A 21,136-nucleotide genomic window follows, 5' to 3' on the forward strand; every position below is an offset into this window, starting at 1 on the left:
TCACAGATGGGCTGCGCGGTGTCGAACGGATTCCGCGGACACCTCGTCGCAGGCCGCCCGCAGCCGCCGCACCCCCTCCGCGATCTCCTCGGTCCCGGCTGCGGCCGCGAAGCTCAGGCGGACGTGCGGGGCGGGGGGCTCGGCGCTGAAGTACGGGCGCCCGGGGGTCACGGCGACGCCCGCGCGCAGGGCCGCGGCCGTGAACGCGGGCTCGCCCGTGCCGTCGGGCAGGCGCAGCCAGAGGTGGTAGCCGCCGCACGGGATGTGCGGCAGGGCGAGTTCGGGCAGGCGCAGGGCCAGGGCGGTGGTCAGGGTGTCGCGCCGGCTCCTGAGTTCCGCCGCGACCGCCCGCAGGTGGCGTGGCCAGGCGGGCGAGCCGACCAGTTCGAGCGCGGCCTCCTGGAGGGGCCGGGGCACGAAGAAGGTGTCGACGACCTGGATGGCGCGCAGGCGTTCCAGGACCGGGCCGCGGGCGGCCAGGGCGCTGACCCGGAAGCTCGGCGAGGTCGCCTTGGTCAGCGAGCCGACGTACACGACGACGCCGTCGGGGTCGTCGGCGGCGAGCGGGCGGGGCAGCGGCCCCGAGTCCTCGTGTGCGAGCAGCCGTACGAAGTCGTCCTCCACGACGAAGGCGCCGGCCTCGCGGGCGATGCGCAGCACCTCACCGCGCCGTGCCGGGGCCAGGACGGCGCCGGTCGGGTTCTGGAACAACGGCTGGCAGACGAAGACCCGGGCACCGCTCGCGCGGAAGGCGTCGGCGAGCAGTTGCGGCTTCACGCCGTCGGGGTCGACCGGCACCGGCACGGGGCGCAGTCCGGCGGAGCGGGCGATGGCGAGCATGCCGGGATAGGTCGGCGACTCGACGAGCACGGGTGCGCCGGGCGGGGCCAGCGCGCGCAGGGTGGTGGTGAGCGCGGTCTGGCCGCCGGCACTGACGAGCACCTCGGCGGCGGTGACCGCGCCGCCGATGCCGCGCGCGAACCACTCGCGCAGCTCCGGCAGGCCCTCGAGGGGCGGCCGCCCCCAGGCGCCGGGGCGGCGCGCGGCCCGTGCCAGGGCCGCCGACATGGCGCGCTCCGGTTGCAGGGAGGGGTGCAGGTAGCCGCCGCTGAACTCGACGACGCCGGGCGGCGGAGCGGCGAGGGAGACCGTCACGCCGGAGGCGTCCACCGAGCGGGGCACGAGGTCGGCTCCCTCCGCGCTGAGCGCCACCTCCTGCCAGGAGGTGTCACCGGCCGGCGAGGAAGCCGGGCGCGGTCGGGCCCTGAAGGCTCCGGCCCCCGGCCGAGTGACCACCAGTCCTTCGGCGGCCAGCTGCGCCAGGGCCCGCGAGACGGTCACCGGGCTCACCCGGAACCGCTCGACGAGGGCACGGCTCGACGGGAGCTTTCCACCAGGTGAGTAGCGGTCCAACTCTCTTCGTAGGTGGTTCGCCAATGATCCGACACTGCTACGCTCATGCATGAAGACACAGAGTAGCGCTACCGCCCGCGGAGCGATAGCGGTCACCACCCCGCGGACGGGTGGCCTCGGTACCCTCCAGGCCGCTCTGGGTGTCGGCGCCTTCTCCCTCACCTTCCCGGCCACCGCCTGGGGCCTGGAGGGCTTCGGCCCCTGGGCGCTCGTCGCCGTACGCAGCGTGCTGGCCGGGCTCATCGCGGGTGGCTGCCTCATCGCCCTGCGGGTGGCGCTGCCCGCCCGGCGCCACTGGGCCGGGCTCGCCGTCGTGGCCGCCGGGGTGGTCGTCGGCTTCCCCCTGCTGAGCACCCTCGCCCTGCGGACGTCCTCCACCGCGCACGCGGCCGTCGTGGTCGGTCTGCTGCCCCTGACGACCGCGCTGCTGTCCGCCCTGCGCGTCGGCTCCCGCCCCTCCCGGACCTTCTGGACGGCGGCGCTGGTCGGCGCGGGCGCGGTGGTCGCCTTCACCGTGCAGCAGAGCGGCGGTGCCCTCACCTCCGCCGACCTGTATCTGTTCGGGGCGCTGCTGGTGTGCGCGGCGGGCTACACCGAGGGCGGCCGGCTGGCCCGGGTGATGCCGGGCTGGCAGGTCATCGGCTGGGCGCTGGTGTTCTGCCTGCCGCTCGCCCTGCCCGCCGCCGCGCTCGCCCTCGCCCACGAGCCGGTCCGGCTGACCGCGCACAGCGTGACCGGGCTGCTGTGGGTCGCGGCGGGTTCGCAGTTCCTCGGTCTCGTCGTCTGGTACCGGGGCATGGCCGCCATCGGCATTCCCAAGGCCAGCCAGTTGCAGTTGGCCCAGCCGCTGCTCACACTGGTGTGGTCGGTGCTGCTGCTGGGCGAGCACCTCACGCCCGCCGCTCCGCTGACGGCCGCGGCCGTCCTGGTCTGCATCGCCGTCACCCAGCGGGCGCGCGGTTAGGGTCCTCCGGACGTGAGGCCCCGAGGGCGTGCGCGCCGTTTCGGCCGGTGCGGTACGCCGTAGAAGGACTCCGAGTAACGACACTCCAGGACACGGACCGCTGCTCCCGCACACGTGAGGAGGTCTCACTGATGCGTGCGACCACGGGCGACCAGCTTGTCCAGCACGGCAGGGTGGTCGGCCAACACGACAAGGTCGGCGAGATCGTCGAAGTACTGGGACGGGAGGGCGGTCCGCCCTACCGCGTCCGCTTCACGGACGGACACGAGGGTGTGTGCTCGCCGGGGCCCGACACCGAGATCCGCCACCGGACCGAGGAACGACGCTAGGTCAGCGCGGGGGCGTCGCCGGCTGCCGGTAGTGGTCGGCGACGACCCGCGCCATCGCGCCGATCCGGTCCGTGCGCAGGTCCTCGGCCGCGAAGAAGACATGACCGCGGACCTCGGGACGGTCGGCCGCGAGGGTGAGGTGCCGGGACAGCTCCGCCGGGTCCTGCCAGGCCGCGGACTGCGCCGGATCGCCCGCCTTGTACAACGCCTCCCCCAGGTACAGCCTCGTCCGGCTGCCCCGCGCCACCTCCGCCCACCAGGGCACGAGCGCGGCGTAGTCGGCGGCGGGGAGCCCGATGTTCCAGTACAGCTGCGGCACGACGTAGTCGATCCAGCCCTCGCGGACCCACCTGCGGGTGTCGGCGTGGATGTCGTCGTACGACTGCAACGCCCGGGTGTCCGAGCCGCGCGGGTCGGTCGAGGCGTTGCGCCACACCCCGAAGGGGCTGATCCCGAACTGTGCTGTGGGCCGGACGGCCTTGATCCTCGCGGCGGTCTCGCGCACCAGCCGGTCGATGTTGTCACGCCGCCAGGCGGCCCGGTTGGGGAAGGCGCCGCCGTGGGCGTCGTAGGCCGCGTCGTCGGCGAAGGTCTGGCCGGCCACCGGATACGGGTAGAAGTAGTCGTCGAAGTGCACGGCGTCGACCGGGTACTTGCGCACCGCGTCGAGCATCGCGGTCTGCACGAACGCGCGGACCTGGGGCAGACCGGGGTTGTAGTAGAGCTTCCCGCCGTACGGCACCACCCAGTCGGGGTGCCTGCGCGCGGGGTGGGTGGCGACCAGCCTGGCCGGGTCGTCGTGGATGGCGACCCGGTAGGGGTTGAACCAGGCGTGCAACTGGAGTCCGCGGGCGTGCGCCTCCGTCACGGCGGTGCCCAGCGGGTCCCAGCCGGGCGCCTTGCCCTGGGTCCCGGTGAGCACCTGCGACCAGGGCTCGTACGGTGAGGGCCACAGGGCGTCCGCGGTGGGCCGGACCTGGAAGATCACGGTGTTGAGGCGGTCGCGGACCGCCAGGTCCAGCCAGCCGAGCAGTTCGGAACGCTGCTGGGCCGCGGTCAGTCCGGCGCGCGAGGGCCAGTCGCGGTTGGCGACCGTGGCCAGCCACACGCCCCGCATCTCCGCCACCGCCCGCCCGTGAGCGCCGGCGGCGCGTCCGGAGGGGACTCGGGCCGAGCCGGCCGCGGCGCCCGTCGTCGTGACCGCGGACACCGCGGCCAACGTGAACGCCCGCCGAGTCAGTCGCCCCATCGCGCACATCCCACCTACACCGCGGATCCGCCCGGTCACGGATCGTCTCCGCGCCCAGCATGCCCCCACCCCGACGATCGATCATCGATACTTGCTAGTAACGTGCACGATCGGAGCAGGCCCGCCGAGACCCGGAAGACCTGCGCAGTGACCGGAGTCAGCCAGTGAAAGGGACCGATGTGACCGACATCGAACGCGTCGGAGTGGTGGGCTGCGGCCAGATGGGGGCGGGCATCGCCGAGGTCTGCGCGCGGGCCGGACTCGACGTGAGGGTCGCCGAGACCACCGGCGAGGCCCTGGAGTTCGGCCGTACCCGGCTGTTCAACTCCCTGGCCAAGGCCGCCGAGCGCGGCAAGATCAGCGAGGAGGAGCGGGACGCCACTCAGGCGCGCCTCAGCTTCACCACCGACCTCGGCGAATTCGCCGACCGTGACCTGGTCATCGAGGCCGTCGTGGAGAACGAGCAGGTCAAGACCGAGATCTTCCAGGTTCTGGACCAGGTGGTGACTCGCCCGGACGCCATCCTTGCCTCCAACACCTCCTCCATCCCGCTGGTGAAGCTGGCGGTCGCCACCTCGCGACCCGACCAGGTCGTGGGCATCCACTTCTTCAATCCGGCCCCGGTGCAGAAGCTGGTCGAGCTGATCCCGGCGCTGACCACGTCCGAGAGCACGCTCAGCCGCGCGCAGCTCTTCGCCGAGAAGACGGTGGGCAAGCACGCCATCCGCGCGCAGGACCGCTCGGGCTTCGTGGTCAACGCGCTGCTGATCCCGTATCTGCTCTCCGCCATCCGGATGTTCGAGACGGGCATCGCCAGTCGCGAGGACATCGACAACGGCATGGAGCTGGGCTGCGCCCACCCGATGGGCCCGCTGAAGCTGTCCGACCTGATCGGTCTGGACACGGTCGCCTCGGTCGCCCAGTCGATGTACGAGGAGTACAAGGAGCCTCTGTACGCCGCTCCCCCGCTGCTCCAGCGCATGGTCGACGCGGGCCGGCTGGGCCGCAAGACCGGCTCGGGCTTCTACACCTACGGCTGACCGCTTCCCGTGATCGAACGGGCCCGGCACCGCACCCGGTGCCGGGCCCGTTCGCGTCGCGGGGCGGGTCAGCGCCCCGCGTCGGAGCCGAGCCGGAGGTGGTGCAGGAGCAGTAACGCGGCCGCCATGTTGGCGGCCGGGACCTCCCCACGGGCGACCATGTCGGGCACGAGCTTCAAGTGGACCCATTCCCGGCGGTCGGACTCGAAGTCGTCCACGGGATGCCCGACGTACTCGCCCTCCTCCGACCAGTAGATGTGGTGCCGGGCGTCGGTGAGGCCGTTGGCCGGCTCCACGCTCATCAGATGGCGCAGCGGCCCCGGCCGCCAGCCGGTCTCCTCCTCCAGTTCCCTGGCGGCCGCGCGGGCGATGTCCTCGCCGTCCTCGACGACGCCGGCGGCCAGTTCCCATCCCCAGCTGTCGGTGATGAAGCGGTGCCGCCACAGCAGGAGCACCTCGTTGGCCTGGTTCACCACGGTGGCCACCGCGACGGGCCGCAGCCGTATGAGGAAGTGGTCGAGATGCCGGCCGTCCGGCAGACCGACATCCGCGAGGTTGACGCTGAACCAGCGGTTTTCATACACAGTTCGTTCGTTGTGTTTCGTCCACTGCACGGTTCTGCCACCTTCCGTCGAGTAGATGGCAATATCGCAGCAGGAACTGTGGCACGCCGGTCGCTACAGCGGTACGCGCAGGGCGCCGTCGATGAGTTCGGCCGCCTCCGCCGTGCCCGCGCATCCGCTGCGCACCAGGTGTTCGCGTACCGTCCGGAGTCTGTCGCGCAGACGCTGGGACTCCATCCCGCGTGCCTGCTCGGCCATCAGCACGGCGGTTGCCACCGCCTTGTCGGCGTTTCCCTGGCGCAGTTCGACGGTGCTGAGCATGGCGAGCCGGTGCACCCGGCCCCGGTCGTGGGCCGGGGTGTCGACGGCGGCCGCGGCGTGCTCCGCGGCCGCGGTGACGTCACCGAGGCTCAGCAGGGCCTCCGCCACCTGAACATTGACCAGTCCCGGCTGGACATAGCCCGTCTCGTCCGGTTCGGTGCCGCGCCGGATGCGGTCGGCGGCGGCCTCGGCACGCCGGATGCACGACAGGGCGCTGGTGCCGTCGCCGAGATGGGCGTACGCCTTCGCCTGCATCGCGTACAGGTCGGAGGCGAGGGCGGGGGTGACGTCGTTGCCGACGGTGCGCAGGGCGGCCTCCGCGAAGGCGACGGCCTGCCGGAACTCCCGCATGAACAGCGACTGGTTGACCAGCAGCGCGATCACGTACGCGCCGAGTCCCCGGTCTGCGCTGGCCTTCGCCAGCCGCAGCGCATGGTGGAAGTAACGCTGGGCCAGCCCGTGCGCGTCGGAGTCGTACGCGCAGATGCCGGCGATCGCCACCAGTCCGCCCGTGGCCCGGTGCAGTTGCCGTCCGGTGGCGTCGGTGTAGCCACCGCGCAGCAGGGGGGCCGCCTCCGCGTCGAGGAAGCCGACGATGCGGTTGCGGGTCGCCACGCCTCCGGCCTTGCGGTACATCTGCTCGTAGTGGGCGCGGGCGGCGCGCAGCGTCTCGATGTCCGCGGGGGTGACAGGGTGCCGGCCGCCGCGGGACACGTCGACGTCCTCGGGCGGGTTCTCCCACTCCCACACCGGCATCACGGCGGGCGTGCCGGTGACGGCGGGGGCGCCCAGGACGTGCGGGCGCTGCTGCTCGTCGGAGCGCCACAGGGCGGTGGCCCGTTCCACGAACCCGGACAGCGAGGTGCCGTGCGGGGCCGCGTGTCCGCCGGGCACGCCGAGCCCGATGTCGTCGAGGGTGACGGGCCGGCGCAGCCTGCGGGCGAGCACCTCGCAGATCAGGTCGGGCACCTGTCCGCGCGGGCGCTGGCCCCTGAGCCACCGGGCGACGGCCGTGTGCTCGTACCGCAGCACGAGCCCGCGGGCGCGGCCCGCCTGGTTGACGTGGGCGGCGAGGCCCGCGTGCGAGACGCCCGCCTCGTCCAGGATGGCGTCGAGCAGGATGTTGGGCTGCATGAGGTGCCCCCCGGATGGTTCGGTGCCGACGGCGCCACTCACGGTAGCGGGTGGCTCTTCACACGGGGTGTGAACGGAGTGCGCGCATCCGCACCGTGCGCGCGCTGTCGCGCTGTGTTCGTGGCCGGTTGACTGAAATGCCTCGAAAGAGGTCGGCCGGGCCGTCGGCTCCCCCTCATCGAACGGCGGCCCGGCGTTTCGCCCCGGGGGGCCCGGCCGGAGACTCGCGGTGCGTCGCGGTCATGGGCGGGTCGTCGGCTGCGGGTGCGTCCTGGCTGGTCGCCCGCTTCCCCGCGCCCCTGTGGCCGACGGGTGTGCGCGGTCGTTGCGGAGCACCAGTAACGCGACGTCGTCCGTCGGTCTGCCCGCTGTGTGGCGCAGGAGTGCGCTCAGGACCGTGCGCAGGATCTGGTCGGGTGAGACCGGGTGGTCGTGGACCGCCTTGGCCAGGGTCTCCGCCAGCGGGAAGAAGCGGCCTCTCGTGTCCCGCACGTCCTCCGCGCCGTCCGTGTAGAGGACCAGGGACTCGCCCCCGCCGAGGCGGCCGCAGTGCGTGGTCGGCAGTTCGGCCGGCAGCGGGAAGGGGCCCAGCGGCGGCAGCGGATCCGCTCGGGCCAGCGGCCCGACCTGCGTCCCACGGAGCACGTACGGCCACGGATGCCCGCAGTTCAGGGCGCGTACGCCGCCCTCCGCGTCGATCTCCAGCAGCAGGACGGTGACGAACTCCTCGGCGGCCGGGGTGTCGGGCGTCCGGCCGCTCGCGGGATGTTCCTCGCGGTGGCGCTGGCGCAGGTGCCGGGCGAGCGCACGCTCCAGTCGGCGCAGCAGAGCGTCGAGGTCCGGCTCGTCGTGCACGGCCTCGCGGAAGCTGCCGAGGAGCGCGGCCACGGTCCCGAGCGCGGGGAGCCCGTGCCCGCGTACGTCGCCCATGACGACCCGTACACCGTGTTCGGTGGCGACGACTTCGTACAGGTCGCCGCCGACGGAGGCGCCGCGGTCCGCCGAGAGCTGGGCCGCGGCCACGTCCAGCCCTTCGACACGCGGCGGCAGGGGGCGCAACAGCACGCTCTGGGCGGCCCCGGCGACCCGGCGGACCTGCTTCAGCTCGCGCAGCAGGGTCCGCCGGACGTGCTGGATCAGCCCGATGCCGACGACGAAGAAGACGGCGCTGGTGACAAGCCGGGCGCCGAGCCCCTCCTGCCGGGCCAGCGGGCAGGTCAGTTTGTAGACGATCGCCGCGGCGCCCCAGGCCGTGGGCAACCCCAGCGAGAGGGCCCGGCACCACGGCCGCCTGATACCGAACATGTCGGATGGCCCCCCATCTAGGCCGGTACAGCGCAGACAGACCGGCCCCGAAAGGCCGGTCTGATTCTGTCGATGTCGTGGCCCGGAGGACCGGATCACAGGGGGAACTCACCCGAACGGGTGAGATGCGCGCTGCGGGGTGCCGGGGCGCGGCCCCCGCACCCCGCAGGGGCCGGGGAACCACGTAACCGATCACGGACGAGCCGCGCCCGGCACAGGGCATCAGCCGCGCAGGACCGCCCCGGTCCGCTCGCCGGCGAGGGCGACCGCCGCGTCCCGGGCGGCCGACGCCTCGTCGACCGTCAGCGTCCGGTCCCCCGCACGGAAACGCAGCGCGTACGCGAGCGACTTGCGACCGTCACCCAGCTGCTCCGCGTTCTCGTAGACGTCGAACAGCCGGATTCCCTCGAGCAGTTCACCGGCGCCCTCGCGCAGCGCGGCCTCGACGTCCGCGTGCGGGACGTACGCGTCGACGACGAGTGCGACGTCCTGCGTGGCGACCGGGAAGGTGGAGATGACCGGCGCCTGGGGCGTGTCGTCGCCGACCTGCTCCAGGACGTCCAGGTCCAGCTCCATGGCGGACGTGCGCGGCGGCAGGCCGAGGGCCTTCAGCACGCGCGGGTGCAGTTCCCCGGCGTGACCGACGACCCGCTCGGTGCCGTCGGCGACGACGACCAGCTCGGCGCAGCGGCCCGGGTGCCAGGGGCCGTACTGGCCCTTGCGGACGATCAGTTCGGCGCCCGCCTCACGGGCGACCGTCCGCGCCGCCTCGACGGCGTCGGCCCAGTCGGCCGGGCGGCCCTTGCCCCACCAGCCGGCCTGCTCGCGGGCGCCCGCGAGGACGACGGCGACATGGCGCGGCTGTTCGGGCAGCACGGCGTCGATCGCCGCGATCTCCTCGTCGGTCGGACGGCGGTCGACCGGGAGCTGACCGGCGGCACGCTGCTCCTCGCGCGGGAGGAAGACCAGGCCGGTCTCGAAGAGGGCCAGGTCGTGCGCGCCGCGGCCGTCGTTGCGCCGGAGCGCGGCCAGCAGGCCCGGCAGCAGTGACGTACGGAGCGCGGGCTCCTCGTCGTTGAGCGGGTTGGTGAGCCTGACGACGCGGCGGGCGGGGTCGTCGGCGGCCAGGCCGAGCTGGTCGAAGACCTGCTCGCCGACGAACGGGTAGTTCGGCGCCTCGACGTAACCGGCACCGGCCAGCGCGCGACCGACGCGGCGGTGCAGCCGCTGGCGGTGGGTGAGGCCGCGGCCCGACGGGGGCTTGGGCAGCGTGGAGGGCAGGTTCTCGTAACCCTCCAGTCGGATGACCTCCTCGGCGAGGTCGTTGGCCTCACCGAGGTCGGGCCGCCAGGACGGCACGGTGACGATCAGCTCGTCCTGCCCGTACACGTCGCAGCCGATCTCCTGGAGCCGGCGTACGACGGTCTCCCGGCCGTACTCGACACCGGCCACCCTGTCCGGGTGGTCGGCGGGGACGGTGATGGTGTGCGGCGCGGACGGGGCGACGACCTCGGTGACACCGGCCTCGGCGGTACCGCCGGCGAGCAGCACCAGCAGGTCGACCGTGCGCTGCGCGGCCGCCGACGACGCCTGCGGGTCGACACCGCGCTCGAAGCGCTTGGACGCCTCGGAGGACAGCTTGTGGCGGCGGGCCGTACGGGCGATGGAGACCGCGTCGAAGTGGGCGGCCTCGATGACGACGTCGGTCGTTCCCTCGGATTCGGCGTGGTCGGCGATCTCCGTGTTGGCGCCGCCCATGACCCCGGCGAGGCCGATGGGGCCGCGCTCGTCGGTGATGACCAGGTCCTCGGCGTGCAGCGTGCGCTCGACACCGTCGAGGGTGACGAGCTTCTCGCCCTCGGCCGCGCGGCGGACCCCGATGGTGCCCTGGACCAGGGTGCGGTCGTAGGCGTGCAGGGGCTGGCCCAGCTCCGTCATCACGTAGTTCGTGACGTCGACGGCGAGCGAGATCGGGCGCATCCCCACCTTCTGGAGCCGGCGCTGGAGCCAGATCGGGGAGCGTGCCTCGGGGCTGAGGCCGGTGACGGTGCGGGCGGTGAAGCGGTCGCAGCCGGCCGGTTCGGAGACCTGGACCGGGTAGCCGAAGGCGTTCGGGCCGGGCACGTCGAGCAGGGCCGGGTCGCGCAGCGGCAGGCCGTAGGCGATGGCGGTCTCGCGGGCGACGCCGCGGATGGACAGGCAGTCGCCCCGGTTGGCGGTGACGGCGATGTCCAGGACCTCGTCGACCAGTTCGAGCAGCTCGATGGCGTCCCTGCCGACCTCGGTCTCCGGCGGCAGCACGATGATGCCGTGGCTGCCGTCGTCGCCCATGCCCAGCTCGTCGCCGGAGCAGATCATGCCGTGGGACGTCTTGCCGTACGTCTTGCGGGCGGCGATCGCGAAGTCGCCGGGGAGGACCGCGCCGGGGAGCACGACCACGACCTTGTCGCCGACGGCGAAGTTGCGGGCGCCGCAGACGATCTCCTGCGGCTCACCCGTACCGTTGGCCTGACCGACGTCGACGGTGCAGAAGCGGATCGGCTTCTTGAAGCCCTCCAGCTCCTCGATGGTCAGCACCTGACCGACGACGAGGGGGCCCTTGAGGTCGTGACCGAGCTGCTCGACCGTCTCGACCTCGAGGCCGGCCGAGATGAGCTTGGCCTGGACGTCACGGCCGGTCTCGGTGGCCGGCAGGTCGACGTACTCCCGCAGCCAGGAAAGCGGGACCCGCATCAGATCTCCATCCCGAACGGCCGGGTGAACCGGACGTCACCCTCGACCATGTCTCGCATGTCTTCGACGTTGTGGCGGAACATCAGCATCCGCTCGATGCCGAACCCGAAGGCGAACCCGCTGTACCTCTCCGGGTCGACGCCGCAGGCGGTCAGCACCTTGGGGTTGACCATGCCGCAGCCGCCCAGTTCGATCCAGCCCTCGCTGGAACAGGTGCGGCAGGGCCGGTCGGGGTTGCCGACGGACTCCCCGCGGCAGACGTAGCACACCATGTCCATCTCGGCGGACGGCTCGGTGAAGGGGAAGAAGTTCGGGCGCAGCCGGGTCTTCATGCCCTCGCCGAACAGCGACTGGACCATGTGGTCCAGGGTGCCCTTGAGGTCGGCCATGGTCAGGCCCTCGTCCACGGCGAGCAGCTCGACCTGGTGGAAGACGGGCGTGTGCGTGGCGTCCAGCTCGTCGGTGCGGTACACGCGGCCGGGGCAGATCACGTACACCGGCAGCTCACGGCTCAGCAGCGAGCGGATCTGCACGGGCGAGGTGTGGGTGCGCAGCACCACACCGGACTCGGTGCCGCCCTGCGGGCCCTGCACGAAGAACGTGTCCGCCTCGCCGCGGGCGGGATGGTCCGGGCCGATGTTCAGGGCGTCGAAGTTGAACCACTCGGCCTCGACCTGCGGGCCCTCGGCGACCTCGTAGCCCATGGCGACGAAGACGTCCTCGATGCGCTCCGAGAGCGTGGTGAGCGGGTGGCGGGCGCCGGCCGGCACCCGGTCGTGGGGCAGCGTGACGTCCACCGCCTCCTCGACCAGGACGCGCGCGTCGCGCTCGGCCTCCAGCTCCACCTGCCGGGCGGCGAGGCCCTTGTTCACCGCGCCGCGGGCCTGGCCGACGAGCTTGCCGGCGGCGGCCTTCGCGTGCGGGGGCAGTGCGCCGATCTCGCGGTTGGCGAGGGCCAGCGGGGAGGCGCCGCCGGTGTGGGCGACCTTGGCCTCCTGGAGCGCGTCGAGGGAGTCCGCGGCGGCGAAGGCGGCGAGCGCCTCGTCCCGCATGCGCTCGATCTCTTCCGGTTTCAAGGCCTCGACCTCTACAGGGTCGTACGACTTATTCGGTGCCGACATCTCTTCCCGTGCTTCCGATTGGCTGGCTGAAGGTCCCCGTCACCGACTCACTCGGAGGGCCGTCCATGGGACACGAAGGTGCCAAAGGCCGAGTCTAACGGGGTGAGGACGTGCGGATGCGCCCGCGGGGGCTAGGCCAGATAGGCCGGGGCCGCCACGGGCAACGTAAATCGGAACTCGGCGCCGCCGCCGGCGGCGCGGCCGACCGTGATGACGCCGCCGTGGGCCTCGACGATCCCCTTGACGATGTACAGCCCGAGGCCTGTCCCGCCGCGCTTGCTGCCCCGCCAGAAGCGGGTGAAGACGCGGTTCATGGACTCCTCCGGGATGCCGGTGCCCTCGTCGCTCACGATGACCGACGTGCCGGTGTCCTCCCCCTCGCGGGGGGACGGGGCGGGCATGACGTCAATGGTGACGGTTCCCTCGCCGTGCCGCACCGCGTTTTCGATGAGGTTGCTGAGCACCTGGTCGACCTTGTCCGGGTCGGCCCACAGGGCGGGCAGGGGCTGCTCGAGGCGCAGCAGGAACCGGTCGGCGGGCTGGCCGGCGGCGACGTACGCCTGGATGTGCCGTCCGACGGCGGCGCCCATGTCGACGGGCTGGCGGCGCAGCTCCAGCCGGCCCGAGTCGATCCGGGAGATGTCGAGCAGCTCGGCGATGAGCCGGGTGACGCGGTCGGCGTCGGCGTCGACCGTCTCCAGCATCAGCCGCTTCTGGTCGTCGGTGAACCGCGTCCACTTCGCGAGGAGGGTGGCGGTGAAGCCCTTCACGGAGGTGAGGGGGGAGCGCAGCTCGTGGGCGACGGTGGCGATCAGCTCGGCGTGGCTGCGCTCGGTGCGGCGGCGGGCCTCGGTGTCGCGGAGGGAGACGACGACGCGGCGGACGGGGCCGGTGGGCTCGCTGCGGACGTACCGGGCGGAGGCGAGGACCTCGCGCCCGCCGGGCAGCAGCAGGTTCCGCTCGGGCTGGCCCACCCGGATGGCGAGACCGCTGTACGGATCGGTCAGCTGCCACCAGCGCCGGCCTTCGAGGTCCTCCAGCGGCAGGGCCTTGTCGAGCCGCTGCCCGAGGGCTTCGGCGGCGGGTACGGCGGTGATGCGCTCGGCGGCGGCGTTGAAGCAGACGACGTACCCGTGCTCGTCGGCGACGACGAGCCCGTCGGGCAGGTCGTCGGGGTCGACGCCGAGTCCGGCGAGGTCACCGGCCGGTCGGGCCGCGGGCGGGCGCTCCGGTCCACTGGTTCCCGGCGCCCTGCTCGTGCCGACACTCATCCCCGTACCCCACCTCCCAGACGAGGACCCCCGAGTGGGTCACCCTACTAGCTCTCGGTGACGGAGCGGCACCCTCCGGAGGCGCGCTGTGCTCGGGCCGACGCGTAGAGACATACGGCCGCGGCGGTGGCGAGGTTCAGGCTCTCGGCCTTCCCGTGGATCGGGACGCGCACCACGGCGTCGGCGAGGGACCGGGTCTCCTCCGGCAGTCCCCAGGCCTCGTTGCCGAAGACCCACGCGGTGGGCCCGCCCATGGTGCCCCGGTCCAACTCGTGGTCGAGGTCGTCCTGGCCCGCGCCGTCGGCGGCGAGGATGCGCACCCCGGCGTCCCGGAGGCCGGCCACGGCCCGCTCCACGGGGACGCCGACGGCGACCGGTAGGTGGAACAGCGAACCGACCGAGGCCCGTACGGCCTTGGGGTTGTACAGGTCGACGGAGGCGTCGGTGAGGACGACGGCGTCGGCGCCTGCCGCGTCGGCGCAGCGCAGGACGGTGCCGGCGTTGCCGGGGTCCCGGACGTGCGCGAGGACGGCGACGAGCTTCGGGCGGGCGGCGAGGATGTCGTCGAAGGGGGTGTCGACGAACCGGCAGACACCGACGAGGCCCTGCGGGGTGACGGTGGTGGAGATGTCCTCGATGACCTGCCCGTCGGCGAGGTGGACGCGTGCGCCGGCGTCGCGGGCCTCACCGATGATGTCGGCGTGGCGCTCCGCGGCCTCGGGGGTGGTGAACAGTTCCACGAGGGTGTCCGGGTGCGCGGCAGCCTCCCGTACGGCCTGCGGGCCCTCCGCGAGGAACAGCCGTTCCTTTCCCCGGAAGTTCCGTCGCGCGAGGCGCCTGGCTGCGGAGACACGGGGGGAGCGGGGGGAGATGAGGTCGGGGGTGGCGGACATCTTCACCTTCGGTGGGTTGGCAGGGGTCGGGGCGGGGCCCGGTCTGGTCGCCCCCCGCCGCCCCGTCCCCTCCCGTCCGGCGGCCTCGTCCCGCACCCCGCTCGTCCACCCCCTCGCAGGGGTGATCCTCAGGCCGGAAGGAGGGTCCGGGGGCGCTGCCGTCGGGTTGGGACGAAGGGGCGTCGGGGCAGGGGAGAACCCGGGCCGGTCGGGGGCAGGGGAGAACCCGGGCCGGACGCACTCGGACCCGCAGGCGGGTCGCCTGCGGGTCCGAGTCATGTCACTTCCGGCTCAGCCGGCGCAGCGTCACGCAGCCTTCGGCGCGTTCACGTCCGACGGCAGCGCCTTCTGAGCGACCTCGACGAGCGCGGCGAACGCGTTCGCGTCGTTCACGGCCAGCTCGGCCAGGATCTTGCGGTCGACCTCGACGTTCGCGGCCTTCAGACCCTGGATGAAGCGGTTGTAGGTGATGCCGTTCGCGCGGGCAGCGGCGTTGATGCGCTGGATCCACAGCTGGCGGAAGTCGCCCTTGCGCTTCTTGCGGTCGTTGTAGTTGTAGACCAGCGAGTGGGTGACCTGCTCCTTGGCCTTGCGGTACAGGCGCGAACGCTGACCGCGGTAGCCGGAGGCCGCCTCGAGGATCGCCCGGCGCTTCTTGTGGGCGTTGACTGCCCGCTTGACGCGTGCCACTTTTTAACTCCTTGTAGCGGGGCCGCGGTTGAACTCACACGGCCCGGAAACGATTGGGTCCCGGTTCAGACGTACGTACGGCGGCAGGCGCCCGTACGTCACTTGCCGAGAAGCTTCTTGATCTTCTTGGCGTCGCCCGGGGCCATCTCGGCGTTGCCGGTGAGGCGACGCGTCAGGCGCGACGACTTGTGCTCGAGCAGGTGGCGCTTGCCGGCACGCTCGCGGAGCACCTTGCCGGAGCCGGTGATCTTGAAGCGCTTGCTGGCACCGCTGTGCGACTTGTTCTTCGGCATAGCGCCGTTCTCTCCTCGTCGGTGGCGCTCCGGTGCCCGGCCGTGAGAACCGGGCACAGGTGGAGCGTCGCTTGTATCGGTTACGTCCTGGGACTGACGTCCCCGGGGTCACGCCTCGGCGGAAGCCTCGGCAGACGCGGACTGCACAGAGTCCTCGGACTCCTCGGCGTTGACGGCGTCGGAGTCCGCGGCGTTCTGCGAGCGGCCCGGGTTGGCCTTCGCCTCGGCCTTGCGGGCTTCCTGCGCCTGACGAGCCTCGGCCATCGCCTCGGTCTTCTTCTTGTGCGGACCGAGAACCATGATCATGTTCCGGCCGTCCTGCTTCGGGTTCGACTCGATGAACCCGAGGTCCTGGACGTCCTCCGCGAGACGCTGAAGCAGTCGGTAGCCCAGTTCCGGGCGGGACTGCTCACGACCGCGGAACATGATCGTGATCTTGACCTTGTCGCCCTGCTTGAGGAACCGGACGACGTGACCCTTCTTGGTGTCATAGTCGTGCGGGTCGATCTTCGGCCGGAGCTTCATCTCCTTGATGACCGTGTGCGCCTGGTTCTTGCGCGCCTCACGGGCCTTCATGGCCGACTCGTACTTGAACTTCCCGTAGTCCATGAGCTTGCAGACCGGCGGGCGGGCGGTTGCCGCGACCTCGACCAGGTCCAGGTCGTACTCCTGCGCAAGCTCCAGTGCCTTGGCCAGGGGGACGATGCCCACCTGCTCGCCACTGGGACCGACAAGTCGCACCTCGGGAACGCGAATCCGGTCGTTGATGCGGGGCTCGGCGCTGATGGATCCTCCTCGGTAGCACCACACGGCAGTCTGGCGAACGGCCGCGTAACGTCTGTGTTCGTTTGGTTGACAACCCCGCCGAAGCACAAAAAATGCCCCGGAGGATCACACGCGGGGCTCCAAGCACTACCGGAGCACCGCCGCGAGGATCGCGGGGCGCACTACCGGGCGACTCCATCGTCCGTACGGAACGATGGTGGCCGCCTGACCGGGGTGACCCGCCGCCCCGGAGGGTGGTCGGGTGGGAGTTCGGAGCCTCCACTTGTGGGCCGGATCCGCCTGCTGAGGGGCACGCGTGTCCGACCGGTCGTTACCTGACATTAGCAGCTTGAGCAGGCGTGCGCGAATCCGGTGCCGCCTGCCTCCTGCTGTCAAGAGGGCGCACGGCGGGCCCTATCGTGTGGGGCATGAGTGAGACCTCCCCCTCGGACAGCCCCGAGCCCTCCGGCACCGCCGGTTTCGACGAGATGACCCGCGACATCGCCGAGGTCCCGGCGGTCGAGGTGATCGTGACGGTCGCCGTCAACCTGATGAGCGCGGCCGCCGTGAAACTCGGTCTGACCGAGGAGGGCGACAAGTACAAGGACCTGGACGAGGCCCGCAAGCTGGTCACCGCTCTGGCCGGCCTGCTGGACGCGAGCACGACCGAGATCAGCTCCTTCCACGCGGCGCCGCTGCGCGACGGCCTCAAGTCGCTCCAGCTGGCCTTCCGCGAGGCGTCGCTCGTTCCCGACGAGCCGGGCCAGGGTCCGGGCGAGAAGTACACCGGACCGGTCTACGGCTAGGTCTTCCGTTCGGGATCAGGCCGGAGTCCTCGGAGACAGGCCTGGCCGGGGGGCGGGGTCCCGGGGGTCCGGGGCTGGAGGCCTTGCGCGCCCTTCGGGCAGTGGGAGGCATCGCGGGGCGGACGAGGCAGTCGGGGCGGAGACCCGGCGGCCGGCGGGAACGCGGCCAGGCACGGTGCCGGTCCCCGCGAGCCGGTCTGACGGCCTGGCCTGATCCGAACGACAGACCCTGCATCCAGCTCGTCAGTCGCGGACGTAGAGGGGCTCGCCCGGAGGGGTGGTTCCGGCCGGCAGGAGTGCCAGGTCGAGGCCGCGCACCAGGCGGGCCCTCAGCGTCTCGTCGGCGGCGATGCGCCCCGCCACGGCCTGTACGGCCTCCGCGGGAGCGGCGTCCGGGGCCAGGACGAGGGCGAGGGTGCCGTCGGCCCGGCCGGGCACCAGGTGGGCGCGCAGGACGGTCGGTTCGCTGGCGACCGCAGCCCGTACGGCCTCGACGACCGCCGGGTCCGCCAGCGGATCGGTCGTGGTGCGGCCCTCGGCGAGCGCCAGCAGCGCGGGTCCCGTCAGTTCGAAGGCGATCGGCCCCGCCATGTCGAGGACGACCGTGTCGGCCTTCTCGTGGGCGGCCGCCCGGAGCGCCTGGTGCAGGGGTACGGCGACGGGACGGGCCCGCGGGTCCCAGCGGGCGAGGGACGCGGTGGAGGTGAAGGCCGGCAGCGCGGTGCGGTGCCCCGCCCTCAGGGTCGGTACGGCCATGTCGCTGGTCTTCTCGCGGCGCAGCCCGTTCTCGTCCTCCTCCACCTCCCCGAGCACGGCGACGACGGGGACGAGCAGCCGGGCGCCCTTGAGCGCCTCCAGCACGGGTCCCACGGCCGTGCGGTCCTCGGCCCAGGCGGCGAGCGCCGCGCTCAGCGCCGGGTCGGCGGAGCCGTCGTCGTCGGAGAAGCCGGGGTCGGGAATGTTCTTGTTCGCCACGGTCACCGACCCTATCCGGGGGAAATCGGCGGGGCTGTGCGGGGCGGGTGTTCGGGACGGCGACGGGGCTGTGGGACGTCAACGGCTTCGGCCGGGTGACGTCCGGCGGGCAGGACCGCCGGACAGCCGTGCTGTCGGGACGGCCGTCGCGAGTCCGGCGAAGGGGGTCGCTCCGGTGGAGGCGGCGGCGAAGGCTGGGGGTCACCGCTGCCTGGCCGGAAGCGGGCCGACGGGCCGGTAACGGGGTCTAGAAGGCCTCGTACCGCTGCTGCCGGTCCTCCTGGGCGCGGCTGCGACGGCCCCGCCACAGGAGCACTGCGGCCAGCAGCAGCACTCCCCCGGTACCGCCCGCGAGCGGACCGGCCCACCCCGAGGTGTCGTCGTCGGCCTGTGCCTCGTCCGGGCCGGGGCCGAAGTACTCCTCGCCGTACGCCGCCGCCCGCAGGCCCTCGGGTTCGAGGCCGGCCGCGGCCCTGACGGCTGCGGCCGGGTCGATGAAGCCGAAGCCGCGGGAGTCGTCGCGGCCGCCGGTGGGAGAGTTGCGGGCGGTGTCCTCCAGCAGCTTCTTGATCTGCGCCGGGGTCAGGTCCGGGTGGGCTGCCCTGACGAGGGCGACCGCGCCGGAGACGAAGGCCGCCGCTGCGGAGGTTCCCCACCCCTCGTAGTACTTGTGGTCCGGGTCGGCGATGACGACGTCGACGCCGGGGGCGCTGACCGTGGCGTACCAGCGGCGGGTGGAGAAGGAGGCGCGGGTGCCGTAGCGGTCGACGGCGGTCGCGGCGATGACGCCCGGATAGGCCGCCGGGTAGGAGATGTGGTCACCCTTCTCACCGCCGTTGCCCGCCGAGGCGACGACGACCGAACCCTTCTTCAGCGCGTACTGGACGGCCTCGTCCTCGGCGGGTTCGGGATGGGCCGAGGCGGAGTCGTCGCCGAGGGAGAGGTTGATGACGTCGGCGCCCTGGTCCGCGGCCCAGCGAATGCCTTCGGCGAGGGCGTTGCCGCGGGTGTTGCGCGCCTTGGCGCGGGACGGGTCGCCGTCCTCCAGGATCACCCGGACGGGAAGGATCTTCGCTTCGGGGGCGATGCCCATGACCCCGTCGGTGTTGCCGTAGCCGTGGCCGTGACCGGCGATGATGCCGGCCATCGCGGTGCCGTGGCGGGCCCAGGCCCGGTCGCCGGGCCCCGCGCCGAAGCCGACCATGTCCCTGCCGGTCAGCACGTTGCCGTCGAGGTCCGGGTGGTCGGACTCGACACCGGTGTCCAGGACGGCGACGGTGACGCCCTTGCCCTTGGTGGTCCGCCAGACCTCCTCGGTGTGCAGGGCCTCCAGTCCCCACTGCTTGGCCCGGATGCCGTCCGCGTACGCGGTGGTGGGCGGCACCAGGGCGACCGCGGCGGCCAGCAGGCAGCTCAGCACACCGGCGCGGCAGACGCCGCGGCGGCTCATGAGGGCGGCTCCGAGGGAGATACGGCGGTCTTGCGCAGGCCGCGCTCGACGCGGTCGGCGAGACCCTTCGCCTCGTTGCCCAGGCCCGCCTGGGCGACGGCGGTGGTGGCGCCGGAGGCGGTGGCCTCGACGGCGGACTGCGGGGTGGCGACCGTGCGGCCGTCGGCCCAGCCGGAGACGGCGTAGACGACGACCGGGGCGTCGGTGAGGACGGACACCGTCCAGGAGGCGCGCTGCTCGTCGCCGAAGGCGGCGGCGCGCGTACCCTTCGCGGCGTACGGGCGGGGCATCAGGTCGGTGCGGCGGGCCAGAGCCTCCTTGTCGAACCTGGTGTCGAGGGCGCGCATGCCGGCCGCGTCCGCCTTGGTGAACAGCAGGCCCACGGTGGTGACGTAGCTGCCGGTGGCGTCGATGTACGTCGCGCGCAGCAGGCGGGTGCAGCCGACCGGGGCGAGCGCCTTGCCGAGGAGGGGGTCGAAGGCCCCGGCGCAGCCGCTGTCCGGGGCGACGGCGATCCGCGTCCAGGCGCGGTCGGCGCCGCCGGGGCCCGCGCCCTGACCGGCCACGGTCGGGGGGAACAGCTGGTCGACGGGCACGTTGTGCCACAGGCCGCCCGCGATGGCGTAGGCGCCCCGCTCGCCCGCGCCCGCGGGGTCGCCGACGAGCCAGCTGCCGGTGACCGCGCCGCCGATGAGACCGAGTCCGAGCACCGCACAGGCGGTCGCCGCGACGGTGTGCCCGCGCAGCCTCGTCCACCCCGCACGCGGGGTGTCGGCGTATCCCTCCGGCGTCGCGAACGTCACGACGGGCCGCGTGGCCCCCGGTGCTCCGCCCGGCACCATCGGAGCACTCCACGACAACGCCGGATCGGGCCCGGCCCCGGCGGTCGGGAGCGGGGCGTCGAAGTCCGGGTGCCGCGGGGGCGTCGCCGGACTCCAGGCGGGCCGCGCTTCCCCTTCGGGGTGCCGGCCGGGAACGGCGGTGGACAGCCCCTCCCGGTGCTCCCCGGGCACGGGCGCCCAGGTACGCGGGAGGGGGGTCCAGGCGGTGCCGGACGTGGGGGTGCGCGTGTGGGCTGTGGTGGGAGTGCCCGGTGCGCCGTGGGTCCCCTGGCGAGCGGGCGCGGGTGGGGCGCCGTCCGGGTCGGGGGCCGGGGTCGGGGTGCGGTCCGGACCGGCGGTGGCGGGCGCACCGCCCTGGGCGCCGGGCCGACGAGCCGGGCCGCCGGCCCCCGAGACGGTGGCGGGTGGGGCGGTCCGGCCGGCCGGGCGCGGACCGTTCGACCCGGCAGGACGGGGGGCGTACGGCTCGGCGGGGCGAGGGGCGTACGGCTGGGTCGGGCGCGCGGCGCTCGGACCGGGCGGGCGGGACCCGTGCGGCGCGGTCGGGTCCACGGCGTTCGAGCCCGCCGAGGGACGAGCGGTCGGCCCGGTGGAGTCCGGGTCGTGCGGGGGCGCGGCGTCCGGGGCCGCCTGGCGGACGGTGTCCGGCCGTGCGGGTCGGGAAGCGGCCGGGCCTGCCGGGCGGGCGGCCACCGGGCCGGTGGGACCGGTGGGGGTCGTCCGCGTGGAGCGGGTGCCGTCCAGACGGGCGGGGCGTGGGATGCCGGAACGTGCCGGACCGGCGCCCTCCGATCCTGAGGGGGCGAAGCCGTCCGAACCGGCCGGGCCGGAACCCCGCGAGGGTGCCGGGCGGGTCTCCGGTTCCTGGCGCCACGCACTCGGCGAAGCCGCGGCTGCGGCACCGTCCGCACCCGCGGGGCGGGGACCGTCCACGCGTGCCGGGCGGGTGGTCCCCGGCCTCGGCGGACGCGTGGCCCGC

At 73.2% G+C, this 21,136-nt stretch carries 19 protein-coding genes; 4 read left to right on the top strand and 15 right to left on the bottom strand.

The window, feature by feature from the left end; translation table 11 throughout:
• Positions 1 to 1,464, bottom strand: coding sequence for an aminotransferase-like domain-containing protein (locus tag ACZ5Y0_RS17215; RefSeq protein ID WP_469129492.1), 1,464 nt, complete (start codon positions 1,462 to 1,464; stop codon positions 1 to 3).
• On the opposite strand from ACZ5Y0_RS17215, the gene ACZ5Y0_RS17220 reads away from it, so the two are divergent.
• Positions 1,463 to 2,377 carry a DMT family transporter gene (locus ACZ5Y0_RS17220; RefSeq protein ID WP_469129493.1) on the top strand — a complete coding sequence of 305 codons (915 nt, stop codon included), beginning with the start codon at positions 1,463 to 1,465 and terminating at the stop codon, positions 2,375 to 2,377. The genes ACZ5Y0_RS17215 and ACZ5Y0_RS17220 overlap by 2 nt on opposite strands.
• 131 nt (positions 2,378 to 2,508) lie before the next feature.
• Positions 2,509 to 2,706, top strand: coding sequence for a DUF1918 domain-containing protein (locus ACZ5Y0_RS17225; RefSeq protein WP_467515091.1), 198 nt, complete (start codon positions 2,509 to 2,511; stop codon positions 2,704 to 2,706).
• A 1-nt stretch (position 2,707) separates the two neighbouring features.
• Here the strand turns inward: ACZ5Y0_RS17225 and ACZ5Y0_RS17230 are convergent, their stop codons facing one another.
• Complete coding sequence (locus ACZ5Y0_RS17230) at positions 2,708 to 3,955, bottom strand: glycoside hydrolase family 10-like protein (protein ID WP_469129494.1); 1,248 nt, start codon at positions 3,953 to 3,955, stop codon at positions 2,708 to 2,710.
• A 179-nt stretch (positions 3,956 to 4,134) separates the two neighbouring features.
• Between ACZ5Y0_RS17230 and ACZ5Y0_RS17235 the strand changes: the two genes are divergently transcribed.
• Positions 4,135 to 4,995, top strand: coding sequence for a 3-hydroxybutyryl-CoA dehydrogenase (locus tag ACZ5Y0_RS17235; RefSeq protein WP_469129495.1), 861 nt, complete (start codon positions 4,135 to 4,137; stop codon positions 4,993 to 4,995).
• Between the two features lie 68 nt (positions 4,996 to 5,063).
• Here ACZ5Y0_RS17235 and ACZ5Y0_RS17240 read toward each other — a convergent pair whose 3' ends face one another.
• The 10 genes from ACZ5Y0_RS17240 to infC all read right to left on the bottom strand — a co-directional run bounded on the left by ACZ5Y0_RS17240 (position 5,064) and on the right by infC (position 16,129).
• Positions 5,064 to 5,609 carry an NUDIX hydrolase gene (locus ACZ5Y0_RS17240; RefSeq protein ID WP_469129496.1) on the bottom strand — a complete coding sequence of 182 codons (546 nt, stop codon included), beginning with the start codon at positions 5,607 to 5,609 and terminating at the stop codon, positions 5,064 to 5,066.
• A 63-nt stretch (positions 5,610 to 5,672) separates the two neighbouring features.
• Positions 5,673 to 7,013 carry a transcriptional regulator gene (locus ACZ5Y0_RS17245; RefSeq protein ID WP_469129497.1) on the bottom strand — a complete coding sequence of 447 codons (1,341 nt, stop codon included), beginning with the start codon at positions 7,011 to 7,013 and terminating at the stop codon, positions 5,673 to 5,675.
• 240 nt (positions 7,014 to 7,253) lie between these two features.
• Positions 7,254 to 8,318 carry a PP2C family protein-serine/threonine phosphatase gene (locus ACZ5Y0_RS17250; protein WP_469129498.1) on the bottom strand — a complete coding sequence of 355 codons (1,065 nt, stop codon included), beginning with the start codon at positions 8,316 to 8,318 and terminating at the stop codon, positions 7,254 to 7,256.
• A gap of 222 nt (positions 8,319 to 8,540) precedes the next feature.
• Positions 8,541 to 11,051: a phenylalanine--tRNA ligase subunit beta gene (gene pheT / locus ACZ5Y0_RS17255; RefSeq protein WP_469129499.1), complete on the bottom strand. Its 2,511-nt coding sequence runs from the start codon at positions 11,049 to 11,051 to the stop codon at positions 8,541 to 8,543.
• The gene (gene pheS, locus ACZ5Y0_RS17260) at positions 11,051 to 12,172 is read right to left on the bottom strand and encodes a phenylalanine--tRNA ligase subunit alpha (RefSeq protein ID WP_469129500.1); all 1,122 of its coding nucleotides are present in this window, start codon (positions 12,170 to 12,172) and stop codon (positions 11,051 to 11,053) included. The genes pheT and pheS overlap by 1 nt, the downstream gene beginning before the upstream one ends.
• 131 nt (positions 12,173 to 12,303) lie before the next feature.
• Entirely contained in the window at positions 12,304 to 13,443 is a 1,140-nt protein-coding gene (locus tag ACZ5Y0_RS17265) for a sensor histidine kinase (protein ID WP_469129501.1), read from the bottom strand.
• Between the two features lie 47 nt (positions 13,444 to 13,490).
• Positions 13,491 to 14,336, bottom strand: a complete 846-nt coding sequence (locus ACZ5Y0_RS17270; RefSeq protein ID WP_469129502.1) for a TrmH family RNA methyltransferase — start codon at positions 14,334 to 14,336, stop codon at positions 13,491 to 13,493.
• Positions 14,337 to 14,642: 306 nt separating this feature from the next.
• Positions 14,643 to 15,026: a 50S ribosomal protein L20 gene (gene rplT, locus ACZ5Y0_RS17275; RefSeq protein WP_020938960.1), complete on the bottom strand. Its 384-nt coding sequence runs from the start codon at positions 15,024 to 15,026 to the stop codon at positions 14,643 to 14,645.
• A 98-nt stretch (positions 15,027 to 15,124) separates the two neighbouring features.
• Complete coding sequence (rpmI, locus tag ACZ5Y0_RS17280) at positions 15,125 to 15,319, bottom strand: 50S ribosomal protein L35 (RefSeq protein WP_003947156.1); 195 nt, start codon at positions 15,317 to 15,319, stop codon at positions 15,125 to 15,127.
• Between the two features lie 108 nt (positions 15,320 to 15,427).
• The gene (gene infC / locus ACZ5Y0_RS17285; protein WP_469129503.1) at positions 15,428 to 16,129 is read right to left on the bottom strand and encodes a translation initiation factor IF-3; all 702 of its coding nucleotides are present in this window, start codon (positions 16,127 to 16,129) and stop codon (positions 15,428 to 15,430) included.
• A gap of 383 nt (positions 16,130 to 16,512) precedes the next feature.
• Between infC and ACZ5Y0_RS17290 the strand changes: the two genes are divergently transcribed.
• Positions 16,513 to 16,890, top strand: coding sequence for a DUF1844 domain-containing protein (locus tag ACZ5Y0_RS17290; RefSeq protein ID WP_469129504.1), 378 nt, complete (start codon positions 16,513 to 16,515; stop codon positions 16,888 to 16,890).
• A gap of 243 nt (positions 16,891 to 17,133) precedes the next feature.
• Here ACZ5Y0_RS17290 and ACZ5Y0_RS17295 read toward each other — a convergent pair whose 3' ends face one another.
• The 3 genes from ACZ5Y0_RS17295 to ACZ5Y0_RS17305 form a co-directional block, all read right to left on the bottom strand.
• Complete coding sequence (locus ACZ5Y0_RS17295) at positions 17,134 to 17,865, bottom strand: SseB family protein (protein WP_469129505.1); 732 nt, start codon at positions 17,863 to 17,865, stop codon at positions 17,134 to 17,136.
• A 247-nt stretch (positions 17,866 to 18,112) separates the two neighbouring features.
• Complete coding sequence (mycP, locus tag ACZ5Y0_RS17300; protein ID WP_469129506.1) at positions 18,113 to 19,315, bottom strand: type VII secretion-associated serine protease mycosin; 1,203 nt, start codon at positions 19,313 to 19,315, stop codon at positions 18,113 to 18,115.
• Positions 19,312 to 20,118, bottom strand: coding sequence for a hypothetical protein (locus tag ACZ5Y0_RS17305; protein WP_469129507.1), 807 nt, complete (start codon positions 20,116 to 20,118; stop codon positions 19,312 to 19,314). Before ACZ5Y0_RS17305 ends, mycP begins: the two co-directional genes overlap by 4 nt.
• Positions 20,119 to 21,136 lie beyond the last annotated feature (1,018 nt).

The organism is Streptomyces sp. NPDC033216, from assembly GCF_055577115.1.

Bases quoted from the DNA above. Each gene is read 5' to 3' on its own strand.
- ACZ5Y0_RS17220 (WP_469129493.1), top strand. From the start codon at position 1,463: ATGAAGACACAGAGTAGCGCTACCGCCCGCGGAGCGATAGCGGTCACC.
- ACZ5Y0_RS17215 (WP_469129492.1), bottom strand. From the start codon at position 1,464: ATGCATGAGCGTAGCAGTGTCGGATCATTGGCGAACCACCTACGAAGA.
- ACZ5Y0_RS17225 (WP_467515091.1), top strand. From the start codon at position 2,509: ATGCGTGCGACCACGGGCGACCAGCTTGTCCAGCACGGCAGGGTGGTC.
- ACZ5Y0_RS17230 (WP_469129494.1), bottom strand. From the start codon at position 3,955: ATGGGGCGACTGACTCGGCGGGCGTTCACGTTGGCCGCGGTGTCCGCG.
- ACZ5Y0_RS17245 (WP_469129497.1), bottom strand. From the start codon at position 7,013: ATGCAGCCCAACATCCTGCTCGACGCCATCCTGGACGAGGCGGGCGTC.
- ACZ5Y0_RS17250 (WP_469129498.1), bottom strand. From the start codon at position 8,318: ATGTTCGGTATCAGGCGGCCGTGGTGCCGGGCCCTCTCGCTGGGGTTG.
- pheT (WP_469129499.1), bottom strand. From the start codon at position 11,051: ATGCGGGTCCCGCTTTCCTGGCTGCGGGAGTACGTCGACCTGCCGGCC.
- pheS (WP_469129500.1), bottom strand. From the start codon at position 12,172: ATGTCGGCACCGAATAAGTCGTACGACCCTGTAGAGGTCGAGGCCTTG.
- ACZ5Y0_RS17265 (WP_469129501.1), bottom strand. From the start codon at position 13,443: ATGAGTGTCGGCACGAGCAGGGCGCCGGGAACCAGTGGACCGGAGCGC.
- ACZ5Y0_RS17270 (WP_469129502.1), bottom strand. From the start codon at position 14,336: ATGTCCGCCACCCCCGACCTCATCTCCCCCCGCTCCCCCCGTGTCTCC.
- rpmI (WP_003947156.1), bottom strand. From the start codon at position 15,319: ATGCCGAAGAACAAGTCGCACAGCGGTGCCAGCAAGCGCTTCAAGATC.
- ACZ5Y0_RS17290 (WP_469129504.1), top strand. From the start codon at position 16,513: ATGAGTGAGACCTCCCCCTCGGACAGCCCCGAGCCCTCCGGCACCGCC.
- mycP (WP_469129506.1), bottom strand. From the start codon at position 19,315: ATGAGCCGCCGCGGCGTCTGCCGCGCCGGTGTGCTGAGCTGCCTGCTG.